At 61.2% G+C, this 22477-nt stretch carries 28 protein-coding genes; 14 read left to right on the top strand and 14 right to left on the bottom strand.

From position 1 onward, the window contains the following. The first annotated feature begins 123 nt into the window (after positions 1-123). The gene (locus HV765_RS01380; RefSeq protein WP_054428062.1) at positions 124-951 is read left to right on the top strand and encodes an alpha/beta hydrolase; all 828 of its coding nucleotides are present in this window, start codon (positions 124-126) and stop codon (positions 949-951) included. Between the two features lie 4 nt (positions 952-955). Here the strand turns inward: HV765_RS01380 and HV765_RS01375 are convergent, their stop codons facing one another. Both HV765_RS01375 and HV765_RS31770 read right to left on the bottom strand, forming a co-directional pair. Then, complete coding sequence (locus HV765_RS01375; RefSeq protein ID WP_254600396.1) at positions 956-1876, bottom strand: tripartite tricarboxylate transporter substrate binding protein; 921 nt, start codon at positions 1874-1876, stop codon at positions 956-958. Then, on the bottom strand, positions 1873-2121 hold the full coding sequence (locus HV765_RS31770; RefSeq protein ID WP_254600395.1) for a hypothetical protein: 249 nt from the start codon (positions 2119-2121) through the stop codon (positions 1873-1875). Before HV765_RS31770 ends, HV765_RS01375 begins: the two co-directional genes overlap by 4 nt. A gap of 130 nt (positions 2122-2251) precedes the next feature. Between HV765_RS31770 and HV765_RS01370 the strand changes: the two genes are divergently transcribed. The 4 genes from HV765_RS01370 (at position 2252) to HV765_RS01355 (ending at position 5856) form a co-directional block, all read left to right on the top strand. After that, on the top strand, positions 2252-3238 hold the full coding sequence (locus tag HV765_RS01370; protein WP_054428025.1) for a Bug family tripartite tricarboxylate transporter substrate binding protein: 987 nt from the start codon (positions 2252-2254) through the stop codon (positions 3236-3238). Positions 3239-3282: 44 nt separating this feature from the next. Continuing rightward, the gene (locus tag HV765_RS01365) at positions 3283-4071 is read left to right on the top strand and encodes an SDR family NAD(P)-dependent oxidoreductase (protein ID WP_175168511.1); all 789 of its coding nucleotides are present in this window, start codon (positions 3283-3285) and stop codon (positions 4069-4071) included. A gap of 128 nt (positions 4072-4199) precedes the next feature. Continuing rightward, complete coding sequence (locus HV765_RS01360) at positions 4200-4871, top strand: lysozyme inhibitor LprI family protein (protein WP_175168510.1); 672 nt, start codon at positions 4200-4202, stop codon at positions 4869-4871. 31 nt (positions 4872-4902) lie between these two features. Continuing rightward, complete coding sequence (locus HV765_RS01355) at positions 4903-5856, top strand: LysR family transcriptional regulator (RefSeq protein WP_175168509.1); 954 nt, start codon at positions 4903-4905, stop codon at positions 5854-5856. Here HV765_RS01355 and HV765_RS01350 read toward each other — a convergent pair. After that, a complete protein-coding gene (locus HV765_RS01350) occupies positions 5791-6525 on the bottom strand; it encodes an SDR family oxidoreductase (RefSeq protein ID WP_175168508.1) in 735 nt (244 codons plus the stop codon). The genes HV765_RS01355 and HV765_RS01350 overlap by 66 nt on opposite strands. 356 nt (positions 6526-6881) lie before the next feature. On the opposite strand from HV765_RS01350, the gene HV765_RS01345 reads away from it, so the two are divergent. The 3 genes from HV765_RS01345 to HV765_RS01335 all read left to right on the top strand — a co-directional run bounded on the left by HV765_RS01345 (position 6882) and on the right by HV765_RS01335 (position 10153). After that, positions 6882-7811 carry a helix-turn-helix transcriptional regulator gene (locus tag HV765_RS01345; protein ID WP_254600394.1) on the top strand — a complete coding sequence of 310 codons (930 nt, stop codon included), beginning with the start codon at positions 6882-6884 and terminating at the stop codon, positions 7809-7811. Positions 7812-8045: 234 nt separating this feature from the next. Next, positions 8046-9077, top strand: a complete 1032-nt coding sequence (locus tag HV765_RS01340; protein WP_175168507.1) for a DUF1254 domain-containing protein — start codon at positions 8046-8048, stop codon at positions 9075-9077. Between the two features lie 47 nt (positions 9078-9124). Continuing rightward, entirely contained in the window at positions 9125-10153 is a 1029-nt protein-coding gene (locus HV765_RS01335) for an AraC-like ligand-binding domain-containing protein (RefSeq protein WP_175168506.1), read from the top strand. Between the two features lie 105 nt (positions 10154-10258). On the opposite strand, the gene HV765_RS01330 is transcribed toward HV765_RS01335, so the two are convergent. From HV765_RS01330 to HV765_RS01305, 7 genes are all read right to left on the bottom strand, one after another. Next, positions 10259-11107, bottom strand: a complete 849-nt coding sequence (locus HV765_RS01330) for a hypothetical protein (RefSeq protein ID WP_254600393.1) — start codon at positions 11105-11107, stop codon at positions 10259-10261. Continuing rightward, positions 11107-11880: an acid phosphatase gene (locus HV765_RS01325; protein WP_254600392.1), complete on the bottom strand. Its 774-nt coding sequence runs from the start codon at positions 11878-11880 to the stop codon at positions 11107-11109. Before HV765_RS01325 ends, HV765_RS01330 begins: the two co-directional genes overlap by 1 nt. Positions 11881-12241: 361 nt before the next feature. Beyond that, entirely contained in the window at positions 12242-12679 is a 438-nt protein-coding gene (locus HV765_RS01320; RefSeq protein ID WP_054428040.1) for a GNAT family N-acetyltransferase, read from the bottom strand. A 139-nt stretch (positions 12680-12818) separates the two neighbouring features. After that, positions 12819-13442 carry a hypothetical protein gene (locus tag HV765_RS01315; RefSeq protein ID WP_175168505.1) on the bottom strand — a complete coding sequence of 208 codons (624 nt, stop codon included), beginning with the start codon at positions 13440-13442 and terminating at the stop codon, positions 12819-12821. A gap of 45 nt (positions 13443-13487) precedes the next feature. Further along, entirely contained in the window at positions 13488-13898 is a 411-nt protein-coding gene (locus HV765_RS01310) for a VOC family protein (RefSeq protein WP_175168504.1), read from the bottom strand. Between the two features lie 127 nt (positions 13899-14025). Beyond that, positions 14026-14277: a hypothetical protein gene (locus tag HV765_RS31765; RefSeq protein ID WP_254600391.1), complete on the bottom strand. Its 252-nt coding sequence runs from the start codon at positions 14275-14277 to the stop codon at positions 14026-14028. A 177-nt stretch (positions 14278-14454) separates the two neighbouring features. Continuing rightward, on the bottom strand, positions 14455-15066 hold the full coding sequence (locus HV765_RS01305; RefSeq protein WP_254600390.1) for a hypothetical protein: 612 nt from the start codon (positions 15064-15066) through the stop codon (positions 14455-14457). A 217-nt stretch (positions 15067-15283) separates the two neighbouring features. Here HV765_RS01305 and HV765_RS01300 point away from each other — a divergent pair, with 217 nt between their 5' ends. From HV765_RS01300 to HV765_RS01280, 5 genes are all read left to right on the top strand, one after another. After that, positions 15284-15784, top strand: a complete 501-nt coding sequence (locus tag HV765_RS01300; RefSeq protein WP_175168502.1) for a hypothetical protein — start codon at positions 15284-15286, stop codon at positions 15782-15784. A 330-nt stretch (positions 15785-16114) separates the two neighbouring features. Then, the gene (locus HV765_RS01295) at positions 16115-16498 is read left to right on the top strand and encodes a c-type cytochrome (RefSeq protein ID WP_054428044.1); all 384 of its coding nucleotides are present in this window, start codon (positions 16115-16117) and stop codon (positions 16496-16498) included. Positions 16499-16562: 64 nt separating this feature from the next. Further along, the gene (locus HV765_RS01290) at positions 16563-17006 is read left to right on the top strand and encodes a DUF695 domain-containing protein (RefSeq protein ID WP_054428045.1); all 444 of its coding nucleotides are present in this window, start codon (positions 16563-16565) and stop codon (positions 17004-17006) included. A gap of 73 nt (positions 17007-17079) precedes the next feature. After that, complete coding sequence (locus HV765_RS01285; protein WP_054428046.1) at positions 17080-17409, top strand: YciI family protein; 330 nt, start codon at positions 17080-17082, stop codon at positions 17407-17409. Positions 17410-17428: 19 nt separating this feature from the next. Further along, a complete protein-coding gene (locus HV765_RS01280; RefSeq protein WP_175168501.1) occupies positions 17429-17911 on the top strand; it encodes a cupin domain-containing protein in 483 nt (160 codons plus the stop codon). 21 nt (positions 17912-17932) lie between these two features. Here HV765_RS01280 and HV765_RS01275 read toward each other — a convergent pair whose 3' ends face one another. The 4 genes from HV765_RS01275 to HV765_RS01260 all read right to left on the bottom strand — a co-directional run bounded on the left by HV765_RS01275 (position 17933) and on the right by HV765_RS01260 (position 21407). Beyond that, positions 17933-18313 carry a GFA family protein gene (locus HV765_RS01275; protein ID WP_054428048.1) on the bottom strand — a complete coding sequence of 127 codons (381 nt, stop codon included), beginning with the start codon at positions 18311-18313 and terminating at the stop codon, positions 17933-17935. A gap of 108 nt (positions 18314-18421) precedes the next feature. Next, entirely contained in the window at positions 18422-19123 is a 702-nt protein-coding gene (locus tag HV765_RS01270) for an RraA family protein (protein WP_175168500.1), read from the bottom strand. Positions 19124-19191: 68 nt separating this feature from the next. After that, a complete protein-coding gene (locus tag HV765_RS01265; RefSeq protein WP_254600389.1) occupies positions 19192-20172 on the bottom strand; it encodes a Bug family tripartite tricarboxylate transporter substrate binding protein in 981 nt (326 codons plus the stop codon). A 35-nt stretch (positions 20173-20207) separates the two neighbouring features. Next, positions 20208-21407: a pyridoxal phosphate-dependent aminotransferase gene (locus tag HV765_RS01260; protein ID WP_217483327.1), complete on the bottom strand. Its 1200-nt coding sequence runs from the start codon at positions 21405-21407 to the stop codon at positions 20208-20210. Positions 21408-21443: 36 nt separating this feature from the next. Between HV765_RS01260 and HV765_RS01255 the strand changes: the two genes are divergently transcribed. Further along, positions 21444-22475 (top strand): LysR family transcriptional regulator, encoded by a 1032-nt coding sequence (locus HV765_RS01255; RefSeq protein WP_175168499.1) that lies wholly within the window; start codon positions 21444-21446, stop codon positions 22473-22475. Positions 22476-22477: the final 2 nt, after the last annotated feature.

Here is a 22477-nt window from a genome sequence, read left to right as displayed (position 1 = left end):
CGCCGGCGACGCCCTCACCTTCACATGCGACCACGTTTCCTGAACGCCTTACTTATTGCCCTGATCGCCAACGTCAGTCTCGCCGTCGCTCCAACGCAAGCCCAAACCCGGCCGCCGCCCAAAGTGCAGCCGGGCGAAGGCCGGCCCTACGAGATCGCCGATAGCGAAGTATGGGATGTGCCCGACCCGGTGTCGGGGCGCGGCTACCAGGTGTTTGTGGCGTTGCCGCCGTCCTATGCGAAATCGCCGCAACGGCGCTACCCGGTGCTGTATGTGACCGATGCCGACTACGCGTTCCCGATCATCCGGCAGTTGGCGCGCCGCCTGAACGTTGAAGGGCCACGCATTGAGGAATTCATTCTTGTCGGCCTGTCTTATGCAAAGGGTGAGGACGGCGGGGTCAGCCGTCAACGTGACTACACGCCAACCCCGAACGGCCCAAGCACCGCGCCTGCCAATGCCGTCCATGGCCAAGCGCGCGCCTATCAAGACTATCTGCGCGATCAGGTAAAGCCCTTTGTCACTGAGCGATATCGCACCGATCCGGCCAACGCCATTTTCTACGGCCATTCCTACGGCGCCCTGCTTGCCACACAAATCCTTTTCACCGAGCCGGGCCTGTTCAACAGTTATATTCTTGGCAGTCCGTCTCTTTGGTATGACAAGCGGCACGCTTTGAAGCTTGAGGCGCGCTACGCCAAGCAGCATCAGGACCTGGCGGCGAATATCTATCTGTATGTCGGCGAATATGAGGCGCTGCGCAAAGGGGACAAGCGCTATAACCAAACCGTAGATATGGTCGCCGACAACCTGGCGCTTGAGAAGGCGTTGCAGACCCGGCGGTATCCCAGCTTGAAGCTGAAGTCAGAGGTCCTGAACAATGAAGACCATCTCACTGTCGCGCCGCGTGGCTTCATGCAAGGTCTGACGTATCTGCTGCCGGTGCGCTAACCCGTCATTCGTTTTTCCGCTCTTTTGCGCTTGCTTCAAAATCATGGGCCAAGCGCATGAGCTCTTGCTTGTAGTCGTCCAGGCTGCCGCGGTAGGCATCCAGATAAAGATCCCGCCGCGCCTTGTCCATCGCTTCAGACGTTGCGGCCTGCCGGACGAAATTCGCCAGCTGCTGTCTCACAGGCTCGGGAATGCCGGTGCGCACGGCCACGCTGTAGCTGCTGTGAAACACCATGTCGGGCACGCCGAGTTCGGCGAACGTTTTGACGCCGGGCAGATGGCTGGTGCTTCCCGGCCGGCCCGTGTAGGCCAGCACTTTCACATGCAGATTGTCCTTGACGCTCTGCGTGGTTCCAATCGTGGTGAAGTAGCCATCAATCTGGCCGCCAAGAATTGCCGTTAGTCCTTCCGCGCCGCCCTTGAAGGGAATGGCGCGATACGTCGCGCCCAGCCCGGAAGCAAGTCTTGCCGCCAGCGTGGAATAGGTGCCCACGCCGAGATCGGCGGTGCCGATATCCAATTCCCGCTTCAAGCCCTTCAGGTCGTCAAGCCGGTTCCAGCCCCGGTCGGCGGGCACGATGAAGGCGTAGCTGCTCTGGGCTAGCGGCGCAAGAATTTCAAAATCCGAGAACTCGTAGCCCGCGCCGGGCGTCGTGAACTTGGCGCTGTAGAAACCTTCGGCATGGACCAGCAAGGTGTACCCGTCGGCGGGCCGGCTTTTGACAGCCTGAATGCCAATGGCCGAACCGGCGCCGGGCCGGTTCTCGACCACCACGGTCTGCCCCATGATCGACCCCAACTGTTGGGCGAACGCGCGCGAAATTGCATCGGTGGCGGCGCCTGGGGGATACGGAACGACGAGCCGGATGGGTTTCGACGGATAGTTCGTTTCGGCGGCAGCGGCAACCGGGAACAGTGCGCTCAATGCGCTGGCGAATGCGGCAATACCGAATGCTGCAACACCGAATCCTGCGCGACTGAATCCTGCGACTCCGAATCCTGCAACACCGAATGCTGCACGACCAGAGCGCGCGCGGCGGCGAATGGCGAATGGCATGTTTTGCTCTTTTTCAGTTGTCTCGCCGAAAGTGTATCGATCGCCCGCTCACCGATTCCCCCCACATCCTGAAGAAGTCTCCTGCAAAAAATGCAGCACACGGCAAGTGCCATTAGCCACGGCCGTATCCATGACTCTGTCGATTCGTGCAGTTCTGATCTGCGGTTTCAGCTATAGGCAATCCGGTCACGCTACCTAGAATTTAGAGCTTCCTAATAATTCAAAAATTCTGGAGACAATGAAATGAACCCCTCATTTCTGACGCGGCGCGCCGTGCTGCTTGGCGGCGTGCTGATGGGCTTGGGTGTCAACGCCTTTGCCGCCCCCAGCAACTGGCCCGAGCGCCCTATTCGGCTTGTCGTCGCCGGATCGCCCGGCGCGGGCGGAGACATTTTTGCCCGCCTGATCTCCCCGTTCCTGTCCAAGGCCCTGAAGCAGCCGGTGGTTGTGGAATCGAAGCCGGGCGCGAACGGCATGATCGCGTGCGACACGGTGGCCAAGGCTGCGGCCGATGGCTACACGCTGCTGTTCGCGCCCTCGTCCGCCATCCTGCTGAACCCCGTTGTGCTCCCGTCGATTCCCTACGACACGGAAAAGGATTTGCTTCCCATCGCTCAAGTCGGGGCAGCGGGGATTTTGCTGGTCGCCAACCCCAGCACCGGCTTCAAGAACCTGGCGGACATGGTCGCCTATGCCAAGGCCAACCCCGGCAAGCTCGCCTACGGGTCGTGGGGCACCGGCTCATCCGGCAACCTGGCCATGGAAGGCATCAAGGCCCATTACGGTCTGGACATGCCCCATATTCCCTACAAGCAATTGGTCACTGAAAGCACCGACCTGATCGCCAACACCATCAGCGTCGGCTTCATGGATATTGCTTCGCCGATTCCTTTCATGCGCAGCGGCAAGCTGGTTGCGCTGGGGCAGACGGGTTCGCGGCGCTGGCCTGCCACGATGGACGTGCCGACCCTGGCCGAACAAGGCTACACCTTTGAAGCGGACGGCTGGTATGGCGTGTTTGCCCCGGCGGGAACGCCGCCCGAGATCATCGACCGGCTCAACGCCGAGATCTACCGCGCGCAGCACGCCCCAGACGTCCGCGAAAAAATCGAAGGCCAGAACATGATCGTGCCTGCAAACCTGTCGGCGCAAGAGTTCGCGTCTTCCATCAAGCGCGACGCCGTCATCTGGCAAGGGCTGGCGAACGTGGCTGACCTGAAGAACAAGTAGGCCTGCGCACACTCCGTTGCCCCCTCTTTTCATCAGGTAAACGTATGGACATGCCCTCCTCTGCTCTCCCTTTTTCTCACCACGCTTTGCAGGGCCGCGTGGCCGTGGTCACGGGCGCCACCGGCGGCATCGGGCTGGCCATATGCCAGCAGCTGCGCACGATGGGCGCGGCCGTGGCGCAGGTGGATATCAATGCGCCCAACACCCCTGCCGACACGGATGGCGTGCTGAATGTGCGCTGCGATATCTCGAACCCCGACTCGGTTGCCGACATGGCCAGGCAGGTTCGCGCGCGCTTTGGCCGATGCGACGTGCTTGTCAACAATGCGGCCATCAGCGCAGCGCCGGTCGGCCTGGAGGAATTTTCGATCGAGTTGTGGGACCGCATCTTCCGCGTCAATCTGCGCGGCGCCCTGCTGTGCGCGCAAGCCGTGTTTCCCTTGATGCGGGACCAACAGGCGGGCAGCATCATCAACGTGGCGTCGATATCGGCCCAGTCGCCAACCCGGCTCGGCGCCTACGGCACGACCAAGGCGGCGTTACAGGCCCTGACTCGCCAAATGGCCGTCGAATGGGGCCCGCGCGGCATCCGCGCCAACGCCATCAGCCCCGGGATGATCCGCACGCCGCTATCCGAACGGCACTACCGCGATGAATCCGTGCTGCAAAAGCGCGTTTCACGCATCCCCGCACGGCGTATCGGCCTTCCCGCAGACATCGCGCAAGCGGTAGCCTTTCTTGCCAGCGACGCGTCTCTATACGTTAACGGGCAAGACATCGTGGTGGACGGCGGCTTTCTCAAAGCGTCGCTCAGCAATCTATACGACGCGTAAAACGGGTAAGGGCTGATTCCAATCCAAACCCTGCTCTGGATGAATGCAGATCAGGCCGGTAAACTGCGCGATTATCTCGGCGCGGACGGGCTGGCTGAACGCGCACATCATCCTGAGAGCTACCCACCATGATTCGTCGTCTGGTCTTTGCTGCATCGCTGGCCGTGGCAGGCAGCGCTGCGGCTGCCCCCTCCTTCAACTGCGCCAAGGCGACGACTCCGGTCGAAAAATCCCTATGCGGCAATTTGGTCCTGGGCGACCAAGACGCGGCCATGGCGCAGCAATACAAGGCCGTGCGGGGCAAGCTTGACGCCGAGGCGGCCAAATCGCTAACGGCTGACCAGCGTTATTACCTGGGCGTGCGTGACGACATCTATGCCGAACCCTACACCGGAAGCACGCCGTTCAAAGAGATCAGCACAAGCATGCGGTATCGGTTGGATTTTCTGAAGTCGATCAATCCGCAGCCGCCAGCCGGCTTTGTCGGTTCGTGGAAAAACATCGAAGGTGAAATCAAGATCACGCAAGCCGCCGATGGCAAGCTGTTCGTGGAGGCCAACTCGTCGCGGCCCTACACCGGCCGCTGGGTCTGCGACTTGAGCGGCAACGCGGTGGCGTCCGGCGACACCCTGAAAGTCACCTATCAAGACGGCCCGCCCTGGGTCCTGTCGCTGAAGCGTCGTGGCGCCGTGCTGGTGACCACCGTGACGCCGCCCCCTGGTGTGGAAGAAGACGGTTTCGGCCCGCCCTTCTGCGGCATGAACGGCAGCCTGGCGCGCGACTGGTTCGCGGTGCACTGATCCCATCACCATCGGTCTGTGGGGGTTTCACATGTTTCAACTACGGCAACTGAAGATCTTCATCGCGGCAGTGGAAACGTTGAACTTCACCCAGGCCGCCAAACGGGTACACCTGTCGCAACCCAGCGTGACGGAGCAGATTCGGGCGCTGGAAGAAAGCGTCGGCCAGACGCTGTTCAACCGCCAGAACAACCGCCTGCAACTCACCCCGGCCGGACAGCAATTGGCCAGCCGCGCGCGCGAGCTGCTTGCCCTGGCCGATGATGCCTTGCGCGAGGTGCGCGACGCCGTAGGCGACACCCCCGGCGCGATAAGAGTCGCCGCACCGCAGACCTTGTGCACCAGCGTGCTGGTGCCGCAACTGCTGCACTTTGCGGGCAGGTATCCCGACACGCAGGTCGCCGTGCAGGAACGAAACTCCATGGCGACGGCCCAGGCCGTGCTCGATGGAACGGCCGATCTGGGGCTGGTACACGGCTGGCCGGCGAACGACGCCAAGCTGCGCGTGGAAGTCATCGCGCGAGACATGCCGGTGGTCGTGCTGCCCCCGGGCCATCCCCTCAGCCAGGCAGATGAAATCAGCCCAGAATCACTTGCGGCGTTTCCGCTGATTGTCACGATGGAAGGCTGCCGGTATCGCGAATACCTGGAGGCCCTGTTGCAGGAAGCGCCCGTCAGGCCCAACATTCGCGGCGTTGCAGACAGCGTGCCCGCCTTGATGCAGATGGTGGCAGCGGGCCTTGGGGTGTCGATCTTGCCGCAGATGGCCATGGAGCCCGCCGCGACGGCGGCACGCGTCGCGTGGCGGCCGCTGCTGACAAGCGGAGACGGCCTTCCCATCTGCCTGCTTACCGTGCAGCAAACGCCGGCGCGCCATGTGGCCGCGTTTATTGACATGATCCGGCTGGCGGCAACACGCTCAGACCAGCCGATGCCCGCCATCCACGTGCAGCACGGTGCCGGTCGTATAGCCGTTGCCAAGTAGGAAAACGATGGCGTCGGCGATATCGTCGCCGGTGCCGACTCTGCCCACCGGAAGCCGTTCGGCCATCGATGCCAAGAGCGTTTCACTGTCAGCGCCGGCCACGTCATTCCAGATTGGCGTGCGTACCCACCCCGGCGATACGGCGTTGACCCGCAACGGCGCAAGCTCGATGGCCATTGCCCGCACCACCCCTTCCAGCGCGGCATTGATCGCCGCCACGGCAACGCCCTTCGGCCGGGGCCGGTAGGCGGCGATGCCGGACGTCAACGTCATGGAGCCGTGCGCGGGCATACGCGCGGCCCCATGTTTGGCCAGCAAGATCGGCGCGACGACCTTCGAGCGGATGGCGCGGTCCAGCGCGTCCAGGGACAATTCCGGCAGCAACTCGTACGCCCCGCGTATGTCGGCTGCGGTGCACACCACATGATCCACCGGGCCGGAGGCGTCAAAAAAACGCTGCACTTGCGCCTCGCTCGTCACATCCACTTGATGCAGGTGCGGGTCGCCAAACGCGCCTAACTGCTCGCGCGCCGCGTCAAGCTTGTCGCACGACCGGCCCACGATCAGCACGTCGCAATGCAGGCGCAGCAGCTGCGCGCTGACCGCCAGCCCCATGCCCGAGCTACCACCCACGACCACAACGCGTTGTCCTGCAAGACTGTTGCCCATGCTCATTCCTTGAATAGGTGTTTGGAATGAGCGATGGTGGCGCGACGCCCTGCTGGGTGCCAGCAGGAATGTTCGATGGGGGTATCGGTGTTTCCGATGCGGCGCGCCTTGGCCCAAACGCCACCGACGAGGCCAAAGCGAAAAATGTCTCATTATTCATGCCGATCTGTCTCAGCCGGCCAATTCTTGCGCATCCTTCCCGGGGCCGCGGTGTAAATTCGGCAACGATTTCAATCACAAACGACATCGGGCAGCGCAGGTTTCTGGGGGTGAATCGGCCCGCGAGTTGACTGCCGGTATCACTGAATGCCATGCAGAATCCCGCCCCCTTGATCAAGCTTCGAAGCTTTTTGCACATGGCTCCCTACCTGGCGAGCCGGGGCGTTTCCCCGCTTGAGTTCTTCCAGCGCGTGGGTGTGTCGCCGAACATTTTCCAGACGCCCGATACCTGGTTTCCCCGCGCGATGTGCTTTCGCATTGCCAACGAGATGGCGGCTATTTCGCAGGACCCGTTCGCGGGAGCCCACGTGGGCCGCTTGATGGCGCTGCCTTCATTGGGCGCATGGGGGCATCTGGTGCTGCGCTCGGAAAATGTGGCGCAGGCATGCGCCCGGGCCGCGGCCAACTCAGAAATGCTGCATCAAGGCGGACACGTCCACATCGTCACCGAAGGCCGCAAGACCCGGCTGATTCACCAATTTACCGGGCAGCTAGAGGCCGATCCCCGGCAGTTCATCTATGGAAGCCTGGCCGTGCTGCGCAAGGTGCCGCTCATGGCGGGTGAACCGTCCGCGATACGCGTGCATTTAAAGACGGCACGAACCCGGGGCGATGACGCGCTTGAAGCCGCCCTGGGCCCGAACATCGAAACCGGCGCCGAATACGACATGATCGAGTTCGACCGCGACCTGCTGGAACGCCCGCTGAAGCATTTGACGGACGACGCACGAACGATCACGCAGGCGTTGCAATCTACGATCGCTACCGCAAGCCTGCTTGTCGACCGCATGTCGGACCAGGTTGAAATCAAGCTCGGATCGGTGGCCAAAGAGATCGGCACGTCTGCCCGGACGCTACAGCGCCGCCTGAAATCCACCGGCGTCGACTTCGAGGCATTGCGCGACGAGACGCGTCGCAGCGAGGCGCTGCGGTTGATTGCCCTGCGCAGATATTCGGCCACCGAAATCGCCTACATGGTCGGCTACAGCGACCCCGCCCACTTCACGCGCGCGTTCAAACGCTGGACGGGGAATACCCCAACACAATTTCGCGCCGCGGCCGCGTAACCTGTTCGGCGCAAGGTAGGGCGCGGGACTGCGCCCATGCCTATGCCCATGCCCAACGTATTCAGCGCCTTGATCCGCCATTGATTTTGGCATCGAAAGGCAAGCCAGCCACGCCGCCGTCCAGTAGAGTCCGGCGCATCCGACGCCGTGTCCTGCCGGCGCAACGTGCCGCGCTACGCACACGAGACGCCAGCCGCCGTGCAATGGAACAGACTTACCTCAACAAGGATTCACATGCGTTATCTATCCGCGTCCAGCATCGCCACCCTGACGCTGGCCACCTTTGCAAACGTACACGCCCAGCCCGCCCCCGATGCGGCAGTGCCCGTGGGCGTCAATAATTTCGTCCGTGCCGAATCCGATCTCTACATGGGCAAGATGGTGGCCGACGGTGGCCTGGGCAAGTTTGTTCATAGCCGCGAACCGGTGCCCATTGACGCGCAGAACGTCATCCGCATGAACCGCGACACTCTGTACTCGTCGGCCGTGTTTGATCTGGATGCCGGGCCTGTCACGGTCCAGCTGCCGCAGGCCGGCCAGCGATTCATGTCGATGCAGGTCGTTGACGAGAACCACTATGTGCCCGCCGTGTATTACGGCGCCGGCAGCCATACGCTGACCAAAAAGGACATCGGCACGCGCTATGTGTTTGTGGCGATCCGCACGCTTGTCGATCCCACCGATCCCAAAGACCTGAAGCAGGTTCACCAGCTGCAAGACGCCATGAAGGTCACCCAGGCCAAGCCCGGCGAATTCGTGGTGCCGAAATGGGATCAGGCCAGCCAGAAAAAAATGCGCGACGCCCTGCTCGTTCTGGGTTCGACGCTTCCCGACTACAACCTGGCGTTTGGCACGAAAGACGCGGTGGACCCGATTCAGCATTTGCTCGGCACCGCCACGGGCTGGGGCGGCAATCCCAGCAAAGACGCCACCTACCTTAGCGGCGCGATTCCCCAAAATGATGGCAAGACCGTGTATCGGCTGCACGTGGGCCAGGTGCCGGTCAAGAGCTTCTGGTCGGTTAGCGTCTACAACGCGGACGGCTACTTCCAGAAGAATGCGTACGACGCCTATTCGATCAATAACCTGACTGCCAAGAAGAGCCAGGACGGTTCCATTACCATTCAGTTCGGCGGCTGCGATGGCAAAATCGCCAATTGCCTGCCCATCACGCCGGGTTGGAACTATACGGTCAGGCTGTATCAGCCGGACGCCAGCATCCTGAATGGTCAATGGCGCTTTCCGCAGCCGCAGGCCCAGCCGTAGCCGTCGGTTATCGTTGCACACCACGCGAAGCAAGGTAAGACGTCACCATGAGCTGCCCAGAAACGTTCATTTCCACCGACGCAATCGAGCCTGCCTTGCGTGACGAATACTGGCGCGAGGTCACGCGGCCCTTTTGCGAGACCTCCCCCGCTTCGACGGACGGCACGGCCACGCTGGAAGGCAGCATGCGGCTGCGTCATCTTGGCGGTTTGACGCTGGGTTCAACCACCTTCAACGCGCAACGCTACAAGCGGGACAAGCCCACCATTGCCCGCAGCGGGCTCGATCACTATCTGGTCCATGTCTTGACCGCCGGCACCATCCACGGCGACTTCGACCGCCGCAACGTCATGGCGGCTCAGGGCGGCATATGCATCATTGATCTGGCCCGGCCTTACGAATGCAAGGTGGATGCGGGCGAACGATTGGCCATGACCATTCCACGCGCCGGCATCGACAAGCTGCTGGGCCAGCGCGACCTTCACGGTTTCGTGCTTCAGGCAGGCCATCCAATGACGCGCCTGCTGGTGGATTACCTGTGCGGCTTTCACGCGGTGGCGGGGCAACTTTCCGCAAGCGAAGACGTCGCGGTGCAAGACGCGCTGGTCACCCTGCTGTCAGCGGGTCTGTCAGACGCCGCGCCCATGCAAGACGAGCCGAAATCCGTGTTGGGCCAGGCGCTGCGCGCGCGTGCGCTTGCCTATATTGATGATCATCTCTCTGATCCCGCGCTGGGCCCGGATCTGCTCATGCAGCGATTCAGGGTGTCACGGGCCCATCTTTATCGCATCTTTTCGGACCTGGGCGGCGTCACCCATGCCATCAAGAACCGGCGCCTTGACGCCGCTTACGCCCGCCTTGTCGACCCACGGAACGCACCGCGCCCAGTCAGCCAGGTCGCGGCGGATTTCGGTATTCGTGATGTGCAACGCTTTCGCAAGGCGTTCGTGGCACGCTTTGGCGTAGCGCCCGAAGACGCCAGTGAATGGGCCCGAAACGTCTCGCCGCCTGTGGACAGCAACGATGTGCTGTCCCGGCATTTTGCCGCGCACCGCCCGGGGTTGCGGGCGGCGTAAGCAGAGCGAACGGCACGGGCGCCATGATGGGCCGGGTGTGTCGGCTGGGGTTGTCGGCGGGGGTTGTCTGCCAGGCCTGTCTGCCGGGCGTGTCGGCCGGACGTGTCAGAACCGGTAAGCGAATCCTAGAATCGGACCCTGCTGGACGACGTTGTACACAAAGCCGTTGCGATTGAAATTGACGCCAAGCGCGCGGTAACCGAGCATCGCCGACAGGTTGGACTTGAACTGATAGCCAAGCGCCGCCGTGGCGTCCCAGTCAAGCTTGGCTTGCCCTGCGCCGATAACGCCCCAGCCGGTCAGATACCAGTGCTCGTTCAAGGCGTATTGCCCGCGCAACCCGGCCACCGCATCCACCCAGGTTGCGCTGTCGGTTCGGCTTCTTCCGCCAAGCGCCCCGCCCTTCAAGGCGATTTCCGTGCTGGCGTACCAGAGCCGTCCGCCGCCGATGACGTCAAGATGCCCGTTATCGCTTTCCAGCACGGTGTATCCCGCGCCAAAAAAGCCAGAGAATGACTTCGACTTGACCTCGACGCTGCGGCTCAGAATGCCGTAATCCGTACTGCCGTCGGCGGACAGCTGACTATACATTACGTCGCCCAACAGGCTGAAGCGCCCGTGGCGCGCTTCGACCGCGCCCATGAAGGCCAGGTCCAGCTCGCTCATGACGTCGCTGAAACTGGAATTGAGCCTGGCCGGCGGCTGCCCGAACTGCCCCACCTTGCCTCGGATGCCGGACGCCCAAATATAGGGGCTGACACTCACACTCCAAGCATCGGAACTGCCGCCTTCGTTCTTCAAAAGGGGGCTGACCGGCAGCATGTTGTCGGCCCAGGCCGAGTGGCTTGCGGTAAACAGCAGGCAAGAAATAACCAGCGAAGCAGAAAAGCGTTTCATGAATACTCGAAGATGCGGCGTCGTAGAACTAGGCAAGAGAAAGGGCGGCGCAATCACTATGGCTTAAGCGCCAGTGCCTCTGCCCCGCAGTCCAGCCCCACTGCCTGCGGCTTTGCCTTGGCTGCCTGCACTTCCTGACGCGCCGCGTTCAAATCCGCACGAAACTCGGCGTAGTTTTGCAATAGGGCCACGGTTGCCGCGCCCATCGTGCGGCCGGCATCCACATCACTTTGCCAATGCGCGTTGCAGACGACTCGGCTTTGTCCAAACTCCAGGCCGCGCCGCAAGAGCGCGTTGGCGCGATCAGGATTGATTTCAGCCAGGATCAGCGCCCACGCCCACCCTGCCGCCGTATGGCCCGACGGGTAGGAACCATCCGTGCGCAGCAAGGACTCTTGCTCGGGGAAACACGTCCCTTCGTTGTGGACCACGAACGGGCGCACGCGGTTATAGGTGTTCTTGACGCCGTAAGTAGACAGCCCGGCATCGGTCAGCACCTTCTGCATCAAGCGATACAGGTGCGGAGTTTGCGCCTCGGTGATATCGACACCCATCGCGCACGAAAAATTCTTGGCAGGTTGCGGAAACTGCAAATCAGCATCCAGACGCGCCTGCGTGGCGCGCGCGGAACCCCGCAATGGCACCGTTGCAGCCCTTGCTTCTTCATCGCGCGCGTATGCGGCGCTGGCGGCAGCAGGCGGCGGCCCGAGCAGCTCAAGGCTATTGGGCAAGCGGTCTTTAGGGATATAGCCAGGCGCCAGTTCAAAGTGCGGATCGGTAACCGCAGGGCCATCGGCATTGCCCGCCGCGTACGACATCGCATGGGTCATGCCAAGCACAACAAGGAAAACGCTGGCTGCCTTACCGCGAGTCTTTAAAAGCATACGATCTTCACTGTCCATCTGATTTCCGAACGCTTCACGTGCGGACGCTTGAACGTTGCAAGCCGTCTTCGATGTGAAACCGATGGCGAATTTACACCGGTGCCTTTAGGACAAGCGGTAATCGCCGGGCAGATGAGACAGATCGATAGGAATAATGAGACGCGGCGTGGCGAAGTGCGTCAGACGCAGAGTTTCATCGCCTGCGCGACTAGGCGATACGGAGGAAAAATTGCAGTCTGACTGCACTTCTCTGACCAAATTGCATTCAGACTGCACTTCCAGAAAGCAAGCACAGCGTATGCCCCCGTCAGGCCTCCAGCACCTTCTTCATTGATGGAGCGGGATGCAGCCGGTAATCCGCTCGTTCATAGAACGGCACCGCATCCGGTCGTGCATCCAGGAACACGGCCGTCATGCCCCGCGCACGCGCATCGTTTTCCGCAAATTCCATCAACGATCGGCCCGCCCCACTGCCTCGCACCGCCGCGTCCACAACAAGGTCGTCCACATGCAGGTGCGCGCCGCGCGCCAAGGTGTGGACGGGTCTCATGCCCAGCACACCGATCATCTTTCCATCCAGAAAGGCGGCGGCCAGCTCGTAACCTGAATGCGATTGCCGGCGAACGCGGGCCAGAAATTCGGCTTCATCAAGCGTTCGAAGCTGCGCAATAACCGGATAGGCATCGCGCCATTCAAGCGGCGCTAACCGTCTGACTTCCAGCTTGCCGGGACGTTGTACGTTCATGGTTTCCAGAGCATTGAATGAAAGATGGTGATTGTGCAGAAATAAGCAGTCAGACTGCAATATCTCCCTGACTGCCCTACTTCTTAGAAACTGCAGTCTGATTGCCCGACTTCCCAAACGGCCCCGATCCCTCCTCGCACTAGGCAACCCAGGGATAGCCGATCTCTTCGACGTCAGCGATAAGGGCGTCGCGGTCAATCGGGATGCCTAGCGATTCGATGGCGCCGATTGATAGCGCTTGGTGGTTGAACGCATGACTCACCAATGTCGGGTCTACGTCCACCTCGTAGTACTCCTGCGCCCAAGACCGGTAAAGCTCCGGCCCATTGCAAAGCCACTTGAGCAGCGCCGCTTGGCCGCCTTCGTCGGCATCGCGCGACGACACGGCACGCCAACCCGCCGCATCATCCTCGAACCACAGCACGAAGGTCGCTTGCTCCATGGAGAACGCGGGTTCGGCCATGAAATCGGCGAAGCGCGCGGGAATTTTCTGCGCCACGCTGTCAAGAAACGCGCCGCCTGCCGCCGCCCTGCTATCCGAAAAACAGCCTTTGACGGCGCAACCATAGGGCGCGTGAATGACGAAGTAATCATCGCCCTCACCGTTGCGCATCGAGCTCATCTGCTGATCATCGGCCCACCTGGCGTTATGACTGAAATAACGCATGGTCCAATCTTGGCAATAGATGGCGTCCAGAATGGCAAGCGCCTTTGACTTGATGAGCAGCGCATCGGGCGGGGGCAATTCGTTCAGAAGCGTCATGATCTGGCTGGGCAAAAACAGGTTCTGTTGAAAAAGGGATGCGCGCTAGATCGCCGGCCCTTTCAGTTCAATTTGGTTTCCGTCAGGGTCCAGGCAATAGATCGACAGCCCTTCGCCTTCTGCGCCGTATCGCATCACGGCCTTGTCCGCCGCAACGCCGAACGCCTGCAGATGCTTGAGAATGGCCGTTTCATCGAACGGATCGACGCGCAAACAAAAGTGGTCGACATTGTGCCCCTCTTTGCCAGGGGCTAGCCCGCCTGCGGCGCCCAAGGGGCCTTGCACATCCACCAGATCAATCATGGACCCGCCCGCGCCCAAGTGGATCATCGCTAACTTTTCGTTCTTCTTTCTGATCGAGCAACCCAGGACTTTCGTATAAAAGTCCACGCTACGCTCCATGTCCCGAACCCTGAGGACGACATGATCCAAATGCTTGATCTGAAATACCGACATGATGGTTCCCTGGGGTGAGTCAGACAGCCATCCCGTAAACAAAAATGGATCGCTGACATTTTTTCAGATGTGCGCAACAGCACAACGCTGCGCGCGCACGGCCATTGCTTTGCGTAGCGGTTCGCGGTCAGTTGCTGTTGATCCAGTTCTGAGTGTCCTGGATGAACCACGGAAGATTCAACTTTTCGCCCTCGCCGGACTGTATGGTCAAGCGTTGGCCCGAGGAACCCGGGGCGCTGGTCGCAGGCTTTGCCTTTTCAGATGACCGGGTCCGATATTCCATATCGGTTTGCTGGGGCGGATTATTCGCGCAGGCGGCAATTGACGCGCACGCCACTGCGGCCAGGACTGACCGCAGTGCTAAAAGAAAAATTCTCATGATGTTCTGCTTCCCGCTGGCGGCACAGGCCGAAGTGCCGGGCAATCAAGGCCTATACCGCGTACCTTACTCGCTGTAGGGGACCGGCGTCAGCGGTTTGCGCCCATCAATGTGACCGTTGCCCGGCAACTGCCGCCCATTGCGCTTCGGGCATTCGCAGTTTGCGCTGCCGCCGAATTAAAAGCTGGGCTTCCTGGCGTTCGATTGATTCATGAATTCCATCCGCGCGTTGGTCCACGCCGGATCATAGAGATGGACCGTCACGCCGGAGTACTTCAAAACGGCTTGGGTCATATCGGTCGAGCAGCCCATTCCCGGATTCGAGCTCGGCTTGGTGCACCATTCCAAACTCAGGTCGTTTGGGTAGTTCGACTGCCTTCCGTACTTCTGCACCACCGCCTGCGCCATGGCGTCTTTGTTGGCCGGGGTCCACGGCATTTCGTAGTTGATCTGCGACACCACCAGCGGCCGTTGCTTATCGACGGGCACACGCGGTTCGAAGTGAACGACCAGCTCGACGCCGTCCTTCCTATAGCTGAAATCTTTCGGCGTCTTCGTGTTCGTGACGGGGTCTACCGTTGCGTATCCCGCTTTGATTTCGCTCTTGCTGACATTGAAATTCTTGGCGGCGGCGGCAACCGCCTCGTCATAGTCCATGCCCGTCTTGACCCCGGCGATATCGAAGGTACGGGCATCGACAGACCGTGGGGCTGCTGCGTGCGCGGGGGCAAGCGCCAAGGCATTGAGTGCGGAAATCAGGAGAGCGGCTTTCAACTTCAAAATAAACATCCTTTGCAAATGGTGCCGGGATTATCCGCAGGCCGCTTTATACCGTCCCCAATAAAATGCAACAATATTTATCGATTTAACCATTCATCCTTCGATAAGCCCGCCGCCCACGGCCGCACACGGCGCCAGCAAGCGCGACTCGCGACCATTCGGCTACAGTGCTGTTGGCGCCGCAGCGGCAAGGCTGCGAGCAAATGAATTCAGGAGTAGACCAGCAGTGAATGACACCCACACACCGGACACCGACATCGCCGAAGACAGAAAGGAACAAGAGCCCAGGCTGTGGCGCGATGACGGCTGGACCGCGCGCGTCATCAAGAACGAAGACGACGACGGCTGGGCCGTGGAAATGACGCTGGACGGGCAAGCCGAACCGGCGCTGGTCGGGCCTTGGACCATGGGGCGTGACAAAAAGAACCCCAAGCCGCTCGATTCTTCCGCCTTTTCGACCCTGGTCAAAACCGCCAACGAAGTGCTGCGCCGCCACGAACAGCAATTGCACGCAACGCTGCACAAAAGCGTGAAGATCGACGCTGCCGCGGGCCGCCTGACCATCAAGCTGGATATCGTTCCCGACGAAGACGAGCCCTATGCCGTGCTTAGCGCCTACGATGAATTGGGTGAACAGCTGGCGCAAACCCAGGTTGCGCCCACGTACAAGCTGAGCGTGCAGCGCGCATCCGAGTGGGCCAGCGGCGGTTTCGGCAAGCACGGCTGACCCTTAGGCGCGGCGCAAGCGACTTGTCGACGCTCCGCCTGTCGCAAGTTGTCTGGGCAGAAGCGCACATGCCATGACACCACGCACGCCCCCGCGCGCGGTCAGTGGGAGCCAGCGGCTCCCATTTTTCGCTGTGGAGGTTGCCGGTGATAGCGTGGCTCTGCCCTGCCTTGACCGCCCCCGGCGCGCCGGCCGCTTCCCGCGTTTGCTTCCGGGAGTTGTCCCGCGTTTGCTTCCAGATGTTCTTCCAGGTGTGCTTCCGAGTTTTCTCCCGGGTGTGCTCCCCGGGTTTCTCTCCAACACGTTATTTAATTCCTACAACAACACAAAATGAAAGTAAGAGCCTTGTGCGTGGCTTCGTTGGGCGCTGTGCTGCTGACTCAAGCACCCCTGTCCGTCGCTCAGAATATCAATGGAAAAAATCTCTTCACGCAGCGCTGCGCCATGTGCCACGGTGCGGACATCAAAGGTACGGGGCCATTGGCCAAGAAAAGCAATCCTCCCACCCCCGACCTGACGACCGCGGCCTTTAAGAAAAGGCTCAATGATTATCCGGGCGTGATTGTGTCGTCGGTGATTCTGCGTCCCAACGGAGACCTGATCCCGAGAACGTTGCGAGAGAATGGTGTCAAGATCCCGCCGCACACCTGGACGGTCCAGGATTTTCGGGATTTGAACCAGTACATGAGCAGTGTGATTGCCAAAAGCCGGTGACTTTGAAGATAGACTTAACGGCCGCCGAACCCGTGGGTTCGGCTTTTACAGAGGAATTGATTTAATGAGCAGCATTTTTCCAGGGGATCTGTGGGCGGTGGGAGAAACCCGCATCAACGGTCTGTCGGTCATTGTTCGTTTTCGTACCGGGCTTCCGCCGGTGACGGTTCGTCAGGCAAACGAGAACCTGATCATTATCTCCTGGCCGTATACGGGCATCGAGTCCGGCATGCCCAATGACGAAGACAAGGCGAGCACCAATCGCGTTGAAGAGGCCATCGAGCAAGCCTTCGAGAACTCCGATGTTGGCGTACAGGTGGTTTGCCTGACGGGCAATCACCTGAAGGAGTGGCGCTTCTACACCCATGACGTCGACGCTTTCATGGACGCGTTCAATGCGTGTCTGGCGGGGCATCCCGTCTACCCGCTACAACTGCGCGTGTTCAAGGACCCCGAGTGGAATGGCTTGGCTCAGTTGCAGCCTGAAGGTTCAGACCAGGTTCATTGAAGACGGTTGGCGCGGCCTTCCCGCGCCCCACACCCAGGCGCGGACGAAGACGCCTGATGTCAGGAGCCCCCCAATGCCCAAATTCGTGACGATAGGATACGGAGACCAAGCCGGTTACGACCGCACGCCGGCAACGCTGCGCGATGCCGCCCACGCGCATGACGCCGCGCTGCAACGGCGCGGCGTCTTGATGGGCATTGCGGGCGCGCCTGTGCAGGTCCGTAACCCTGAGACCGCTCAGGTCGAAACGACGAACGGCCCGTATATGACATCGCCCTTGCCCGTGGCAGGCTTTGCCATCATCGAGGCCGCCAATCTGGACGAGGCAATTGACATGGTGTCGCGCACCCCATGCGCGGTCGCACACGGCGTTGTTGAGGTGTGGCCGCTGGAACAGCCATAGCGATAAAGGAGAACCGCCGATGAGCCGGCCGCATTTCATCAAGCATTGGACTGAACTCGAAGCCACGGATGCGCAGACCTATCAGGGCGATACCGAGCCCATGGCGCTGGACGCACCGCTTTCAGCCGCCCTGGGCATTACACGAATCGGCATCCATCACGTCAGGCTGCTGCCTGGCAGACGCACGTCATACCCGCACGCTGAAAGCACCGAGCAGGAATATGTCTACGTGCTGGACGGCACGCCCGATGTCTGGATTGACGGCGTGCTGCATCCCCTGGCCGAAGGCGATTCGGTAGCGTTTCCCGCAGGCACCGGCATCTGCCACACCTTCATCAACAATACGCAGGACGACGTGCGCTTAATGGTGGTGGGTGAACCAACGCGCGCCGACAATCGGGTTCGTTTTCCGCTAAATGAAGCGTACGAACGTACCCGCAAGAACCGCTGGGTGGACTGGCCTGCCAGACCGCTGGGCGACCATGACGGCAAGCCGGACTAAGGGCACGAACCCGCCCAACGCCTAGCTCAGCGCCGCGCCGTTGATGGTGACGACAGGAATATTTTCCAGCTGCACGCCTTCCAGGCAACGGACATTCACCGCCCATCCCACGAATGGCAGTTTGCCTTCGGCCCGCTCTTCGGGCGTGGGATCGCTGGGTATCCGGAACGGCAGAATGCCGCACTGCGGGCAAAAATAATCCTTCGCCGTCTTCGAATGCCACGCGTAGACGCTCAACGCTTCCAGCGGCGTGAACAGGCGCAATGCAGATTTCGGAACGCGGTGAATCAGCGCACCGCGCCGCTTACAGATCGAACAGTTACAGCTTCGAACGTGGTCCAGATCCATGTCGACTTCAAAGCGGCATGCGCCGCAATGACATGATCCTTGATAGGTCTGCATGAGCGATGATCTCCTGTTCAAAACGCCGGGGATGCGCTGGGCGCCAGCCCTTAAATTAGGTATCAGACTGCAATATCGTTCGAGAATTGCAGTCTGACACCTAATTCCTCAAACCGGCAAACCCTTCGCCCGCAGAATCGAATCGAACCGTTCCGGGTCGGACGTCCCCGCACGATTCTCTTCACGAATCCTGGCTTCTTTTTCCAGATGACGATGCGTGCGCAGCAAGACGTCGCGGGCCTGCGCGGCGGGAATGGCGATGACGCCATCCGCATCGCCAACGATGACGTCGCCCGGCGCCACATGCAGCCCCGCGCACGCGATGGGCACGTTGATGTCACCCGGGCCGTCTTTAGTGGGGCCGCGATGGGTGTGGCCCTTGGCGAAGAGCGGCATGCCGCCCTCGGCCCACTCCACGACGTCGCGGACGGCGCCGTCGATGACCAGGCCGGCCAAGCCTTGCGCGATGCAGGTGGTGCGCATCAGCCCGCCGACCAGCGCCTGGGTCAGATCCCCACCACCGTCGATAACCAGCACGTCGCCGGGCTGCACCATGGTGAGCGCTTTGTGAATCATCAGGTTGTCGCCCGGCCGCACGCGCACCGTGAAGGCGTTGCCGCAGAGCACGGTGGTCAGATCCGCGTGGTATTGGCGTAGTCCGATCGCACCGATGTGGCGGCTCATGGCGTCGCCGATGGCGGCGACGGGCAGTGAAGAAAAAGCGGCGATGGTGTCAGCATCCGCGCCCTGCTGGCGCGGGTTGATGCTGTAACCCGCCGGCCATTGAATGGCTGAAGACGGAGAACTCATGGTCGAAATATTCCTGGTGGCAATAGGGTCAATGCGGAGCAAATGCAGGGCAAATGCAGACCCGATGATCAGAGCTGCACATCCGCGTTTTTGACAAGGCCGCCCCACTTGGCGCGGTCGGCCTTCAGGAATGCGGCGAATTCCTCGGGTGTGCTGCCCACCGGTTCAATGCCGTCACGCTGAAAACGTTCGCGTATTTCGGGGTCGGCCAAGGCTTGCGCGGTGGCTTGTTGCAGCACTTTCACGGCTTCTGGCGGAATGCCCGGGCCCGCGCACAGTCCGGTCCACGGCGTCGGGTTGAAGTCCTTCAAGCCGGCTTCGTCGGTGGTCGGCAGATTCGGCAAGCCCGGCAGGCGATGGCTATTCGCGACCGCCAGCGCTTTCAGCGAACCCGACTGGATGTAGGACAGCGAACTGACGGCCTGGTCGAACATCAGCGATACGCGCCCGCTGTTCAAGTCGACCATGGCCTGGCCCGCGCCTTTGTACGGCACGTGCACGATGTCGATCTTGGCGTTGGCGCGCAGCATTTCGCCCGCCAGGTGCGCGGTGGTGCCGTTGCCGGACGACGCGTAGTTGACCTTGCCGGGGTTCTCGCGCGCGTACTTCAAGAATTCACTGACCGTCGACACCGGCAGATCCTTGTTGACCAGCATCAGATAAGGCGTGTTGCCAATCTGCGTGACGGGGGTGATGGTATCGACGTCAAACGGCATGCGTTGCGGCAGGAACGGTTGGATGGACAACGTGCCCGTCGTACACATGAACACCGTGTGGCCGTCGGCGGCCGCCTTGATGGCCGCGTCCGCCGCGATGTTGCCTGCTGCGCCGGGGCGGTTCTCGACCACGACCGACTGCTTCAACACCGCTTCCAGCTTGGGCGCCAGCAAGCGCGCGATGATGTCGTTGGAGCCGCCCGGCGCAAAGCCGACGATCAAGCGCACGGGCTTGTTCGGGTAATCCGCGGCGTGCGCCAGCGGCGCGCACGCGATCAACGCAACGGCAACGGTTTGGGTGATGCCCCGCTTCAGAACGTGTTTTTTAATCATGATTTTCCCCTTGTGATTTTTTAAAGTGCGGCAGGTCAGGCCAACTGCGCCCGTGCCTGCGCGATACGACGGCAACCTTCCTCCAGCACGGCGTCGCTGGCGGCAAATGAAATTCGGAAATGGGTGTCCACGCCATAGGCCGAGCCTTGCAGCACCGCCAGGTTCTGCGCGTTCAGCAGATGCAGCACCCATTGCTCGCTGTTTTGCAATTTGCTGCCATCGGGCAAGGTCGCGCCGAACAGGTCCGAACACTGCGGGAAGACGTAGAACGCGCCTTCCGGGCTGGCGCACTGGATGCCATCAATGGCGTTCAAGGCCTGCACAATCTGATCGCGCCGCGCCTGAAAGCGTTCGCGGCTCTGCGCCACGAAGTCTTGCGGACCGGTCAAGGCCGCCAACGCGGCCGCCTGGCTCACCGAACTAGGGTTGGACGTGCTTTGCGATTGCAGCTTCGTCATCGCCTTGATCAACGCCACCGGCGCGCCGGCATAACCGATCCGCCATCCGGTCATGGCATAGGCCTTGGACACGCCATTGAGCGTCAGCGTGCGGTCCTTCAGGTCGGGCGCCACTTGCGCCAGCGTATAAAACGCGCGGCCGTCATACAGCAAGTGTTCGTAGATGTCGTCCGTCAAGATCCAGACATGCGGGTGCTTGCGCAAGACATCCGCCAGCGCTTGCAGGTCGGCCTTCGTGAAATTCGCGCCGCTGGGATTGTTCGGGCCATTCAGAATCAGCCAGCGCGTGCGGGGCGTAATGGCACGTTCGAGCTCTTCCGCCTGCAAGCGGAATCCGTTTTCCGAGCGCGTGTTGACGATCACGGGCGTGCCGTTGGCCAGCAAGGTGATGTCGGGATAGGACACCCAGTACGGCGCAGGCACGATCACTTCGTCGCCGGTATCGACGGTAGCCATGATGGCGTTGAAAATGATCTGCTTGGCGCCGGTGCTGACGATGATTTCGTCCAGGCCGTAGTCCAGCCCGTTGTCGCGGGCGAACTTGGCGCGGATGGCTTCGCGTAACGCAGCGGTGCCGCCCACATCGGTGTAGCGCGTTTGACCGTCGTTCATGGCGCGATAAGCCGCATCGCGGATGTGTGCGGGCGTATCAAAATCCGGTTCACCCGACGTCAGGCTCACGATGTCCCTGCCCTGCGCGCGCAGCATGCGGGCATGCTGGCCCGCCATTGAACTGGGAGAAGGCTTGATACGCTGAAGTCTTGCGGCGGTCTGCATGGGTGATCCAGGAGTCTATTGAACAGTGGATCGATTATGGATACGATCGGTTTCCAAGGGGTAGCGAGTAATCGGCATACCCCGTCATTCCAGATTGGCATGGGCTTCCAGGTCATCACGGAACCCAGGCCATCCGTCGCAATGAATCCCACCTTCAAACAACTCGAGGCGTTCTATCACAGCGCCAAGCTGGGCAGCCTGAGCGCCGCCGCAACGACGTTGCACGCGACGCAATCCGCCATCTCCAAGCGCGTAAGCGACCTTGAAACCGAATTGGGCAAGCGCCTGCTCCACCGCGGCGCAACGGGCATTGTGCTGACCCCCGATGGCGAACGCATTTTCCCCATGGCCGAAGAGGCGCTGCGCCTGCGCTTGCGCATGGCGGAAGCCGCAGGCGGCACGGCGCCGCTGGAAGGACGGGTCCGCATTGGCGTCACGGAACTGACGGCGCTCAGCTGGCTGGGGCTATTGATCAGCACCGTGGTCAAGGAAAGCCCGGGTCTGACGTTGGAGCCCAGCGTGGCGCCCGGCCTGCAACTGATCGACCAGTTGCGCCAACACGAGCTGGATCTGGCGATTGTGCCGGGGACGTACTGGGGCGAAGAGTTTCAACTGACGCCGGTAGGCGTTGTTGAAAACGTCTGGATGGCCAGCCCTGCGCTGGGCGTGCCGCAAGGCCCGCTGAAGCCGGCGGATTTCGCGCTGTACCCCTTTCTTGAACAGTCCCACGATTCCAGCAAGAGCCTGTTTTATCGGCCCTGGCTGGAAGAACACGGCTTTCGGTTCAACCGCGTCTTCGCCAGCAACAGCCTGGCGGTGCTGGGGGAATTGACCATCGACGGCTTCGGGATCAGCCAGCTATGCCCGGCGTATTTCCGGCCGGAGCTGGATGCGGGCCTGCTGAGAATTGTGCACAGCGTTCCCATGCCCCCGCCGATGGTCTACAACGCGGTGTTCCACCAAGGCACGCTGGACGGCCGCAACGAATACATCGCGCGGCGCGCCGCCGAAGTCTGCGACTTTTCCCGCCGCCGCAACGTGCCGGCCAGTGGCGTTGCCGTTACTTAGCC

Origin of the sequence: Achromobacter kerstersii, from assembly GCF_902859595.1 — a bacterium.
GTDB classification, from domain to species: Bacteria; Pseudomonadota; Gammaproteobacteria; order Burkholderiales; family Burkholderiaceae_B; genus Achromobacter; species Achromobacter kerstersii.
Note: the sequence above shows the minus strand (reverse complement) of the source record. Positions and strands in the feature narration are given on the sequence as shown.

Excerpts from the sequence above, each read along its gene's own strand:
- HV765_RS31770 (WP_254600395.1), bottom strand. The coding sequence starts at position 2,121 with ATGGCACTTGCCGTGTGCTGCATTTTTTGCAGGAGACTTCTTCAGGAT.
- HV765_RS01370 (WP_054428025.1), top strand. The coding sequence starts at position 2,252 with ATGAACCCCTCATTTCTGACGCGGCGCGCCGTGCTGCTTGGCGGCGTG.
- HV765_RS01365 (WP_175168511.1), top strand. The coding sequence starts at position 3,283 with ATGGACATGCCCTCCTCTGCTCTCCCTTTTTCTCACCACGCTTTGCAG.
- HV765_RS01360 (WP_175168510.1), top strand. The coding sequence starts at position 4,200 with ATGATTCGTCGTCTGGTCTTTGCTGCATCGCTGGCCGTGGCAGGCAGC.
- HV765_RS01355 (WP_175168509.1), top strand. The coding sequence starts at position 4,903 with ATGTTTCAACTACGGCAACTGAAGATCTTCATCGCGGCAGTGGAAACG.
- HV765_RS01350 (WP_175168508.1), bottom strand. The coding sequence starts at position 6,525 with ATGGGCAACAGTCTTGCAGGACAACGCGTTGTGGTCGTGGGTGGTAGC.
- HV765_RS01345 (WP_254600394.1), top strand. The coding sequence starts at position 6,882 with ATGGCTCCCTACCTGGCGAGCCGGGGCGTTTCCCCGCTTGAGTTCTTC.
- HV765_RS01340 (WP_175168507.1), top strand. The coding sequence starts at position 8,046 with ATGCGTTATCTATCCGCGTCCAGCATCGCCACCCTGACGCTGGCCACC.
- HV765_RS01335 (WP_175168506.1), top strand. The coding sequence starts at position 9,125 with ATGAGCTGCCCAGAAACGTTCATTTCCACCGACGCAATCGAGCCTGCC.
- HV765_RS01325 (WP_254600392.1), bottom strand. The coding sequence starts at position 11,880 with ATGACCCATGCGATGTCGTACGCGGCGGGCAATGCCGATGGCCCTGCG.
- HV765_RS01320 (WP_054428040.1), bottom strand. The coding sequence starts at position 12,679 with ATGAACGTACAACGTCCCGGCAAGCTGGAAGTCAGACGGTTAGCGCCG.
- HV765_RS01315 (WP_175168505.1), bottom strand. The coding sequence starts at position 13,442 with ATGACGCTTCTGAACGAATTGCCCCCGCCCGATGCGCTGCTCATCAAG.
- HV765_RS01310 (WP_175168504.1), bottom strand. The coding sequence starts at position 13,898 with ATGTCGGTATTTCAGATCAAGCATTTGGATCATGTCGTCCTCAGGGTT.
- HV765_RS31765 (WP_254600391.1), bottom strand. The coding sequence starts at position 14,277 with ATGAGAATTTTTCTTTTAGCACTGCGGTCAGTCCTGGCCGCAGTGGCG.
- HV765_RS01305 (WP_254600390.1), bottom strand. The coding sequence starts at position 15,066 with ATGTTTATTTTGAAGTTGAAAGCCGCTCTCCTGATTTCCGCACTCAAT.
- HV765_RS01295 (WP_054428044.1), top strand. The coding sequence starts at position 16,115 with ATGAAAGTAAGAGCCTTGTGCGTGGCTTCGTTGGGCGCTGTGCTGCTG.
- HV765_RS01290 (WP_054428045.1), top strand. The coding sequence starts at position 16,563 with ATGAGCAGCATTTTTCCAGGGGATCTGTGGGCGGTGGGAGAAACCCGC.
- HV765_RS01285 (WP_054428046.1), top strand. The coding sequence starts at position 17,080 with ATGCCCAAATTCGTGACGATAGGATACGGAGACCAAGCCGGTTACGAC.
- HV765_RS01280 (WP_175168501.1), top strand. The coding sequence starts at position 17,429 with ATGAGCCGGCCGCATTTCATCAAGCATTGGACTGAACTCGAAGCCACG.
- HV765_RS01275 (WP_054428048.1), bottom strand. The coding sequence starts at position 18,313 with ATGCAGACCTATCAAGGATCATGTCATTGCGGCGCATGCCGCTTTGAA.
- HV765_RS01270 (WP_175168500.1), bottom strand. The coding sequence starts at position 19,123 with ATGAGTTCTCCGTCTTCAGCCATTCAATGGCCGGCGGGTTACAGCATC.
- HV765_RS01265 (WP_254600389.1), bottom strand. The coding sequence starts at position 20,172 with ATGATTAAAAAACACGTTCTGAAGCGGGGCATCACCCAAACCGTTGCC.
- HV765_RS01260 (WP_217483327.1), bottom strand. The coding sequence starts at position 21,407 with ATGCAGACCGCCGCAAGACTTCAGCGTATCAAGCCTTCTCCCAGTTCA.
- HV765_RS01255 (WP_175168499.1), top strand. The coding sequence starts at position 21,444 with ATGGATACGATCGGTTTCCAAGGGGTAGCGAGTAATCGGCATACCCCG.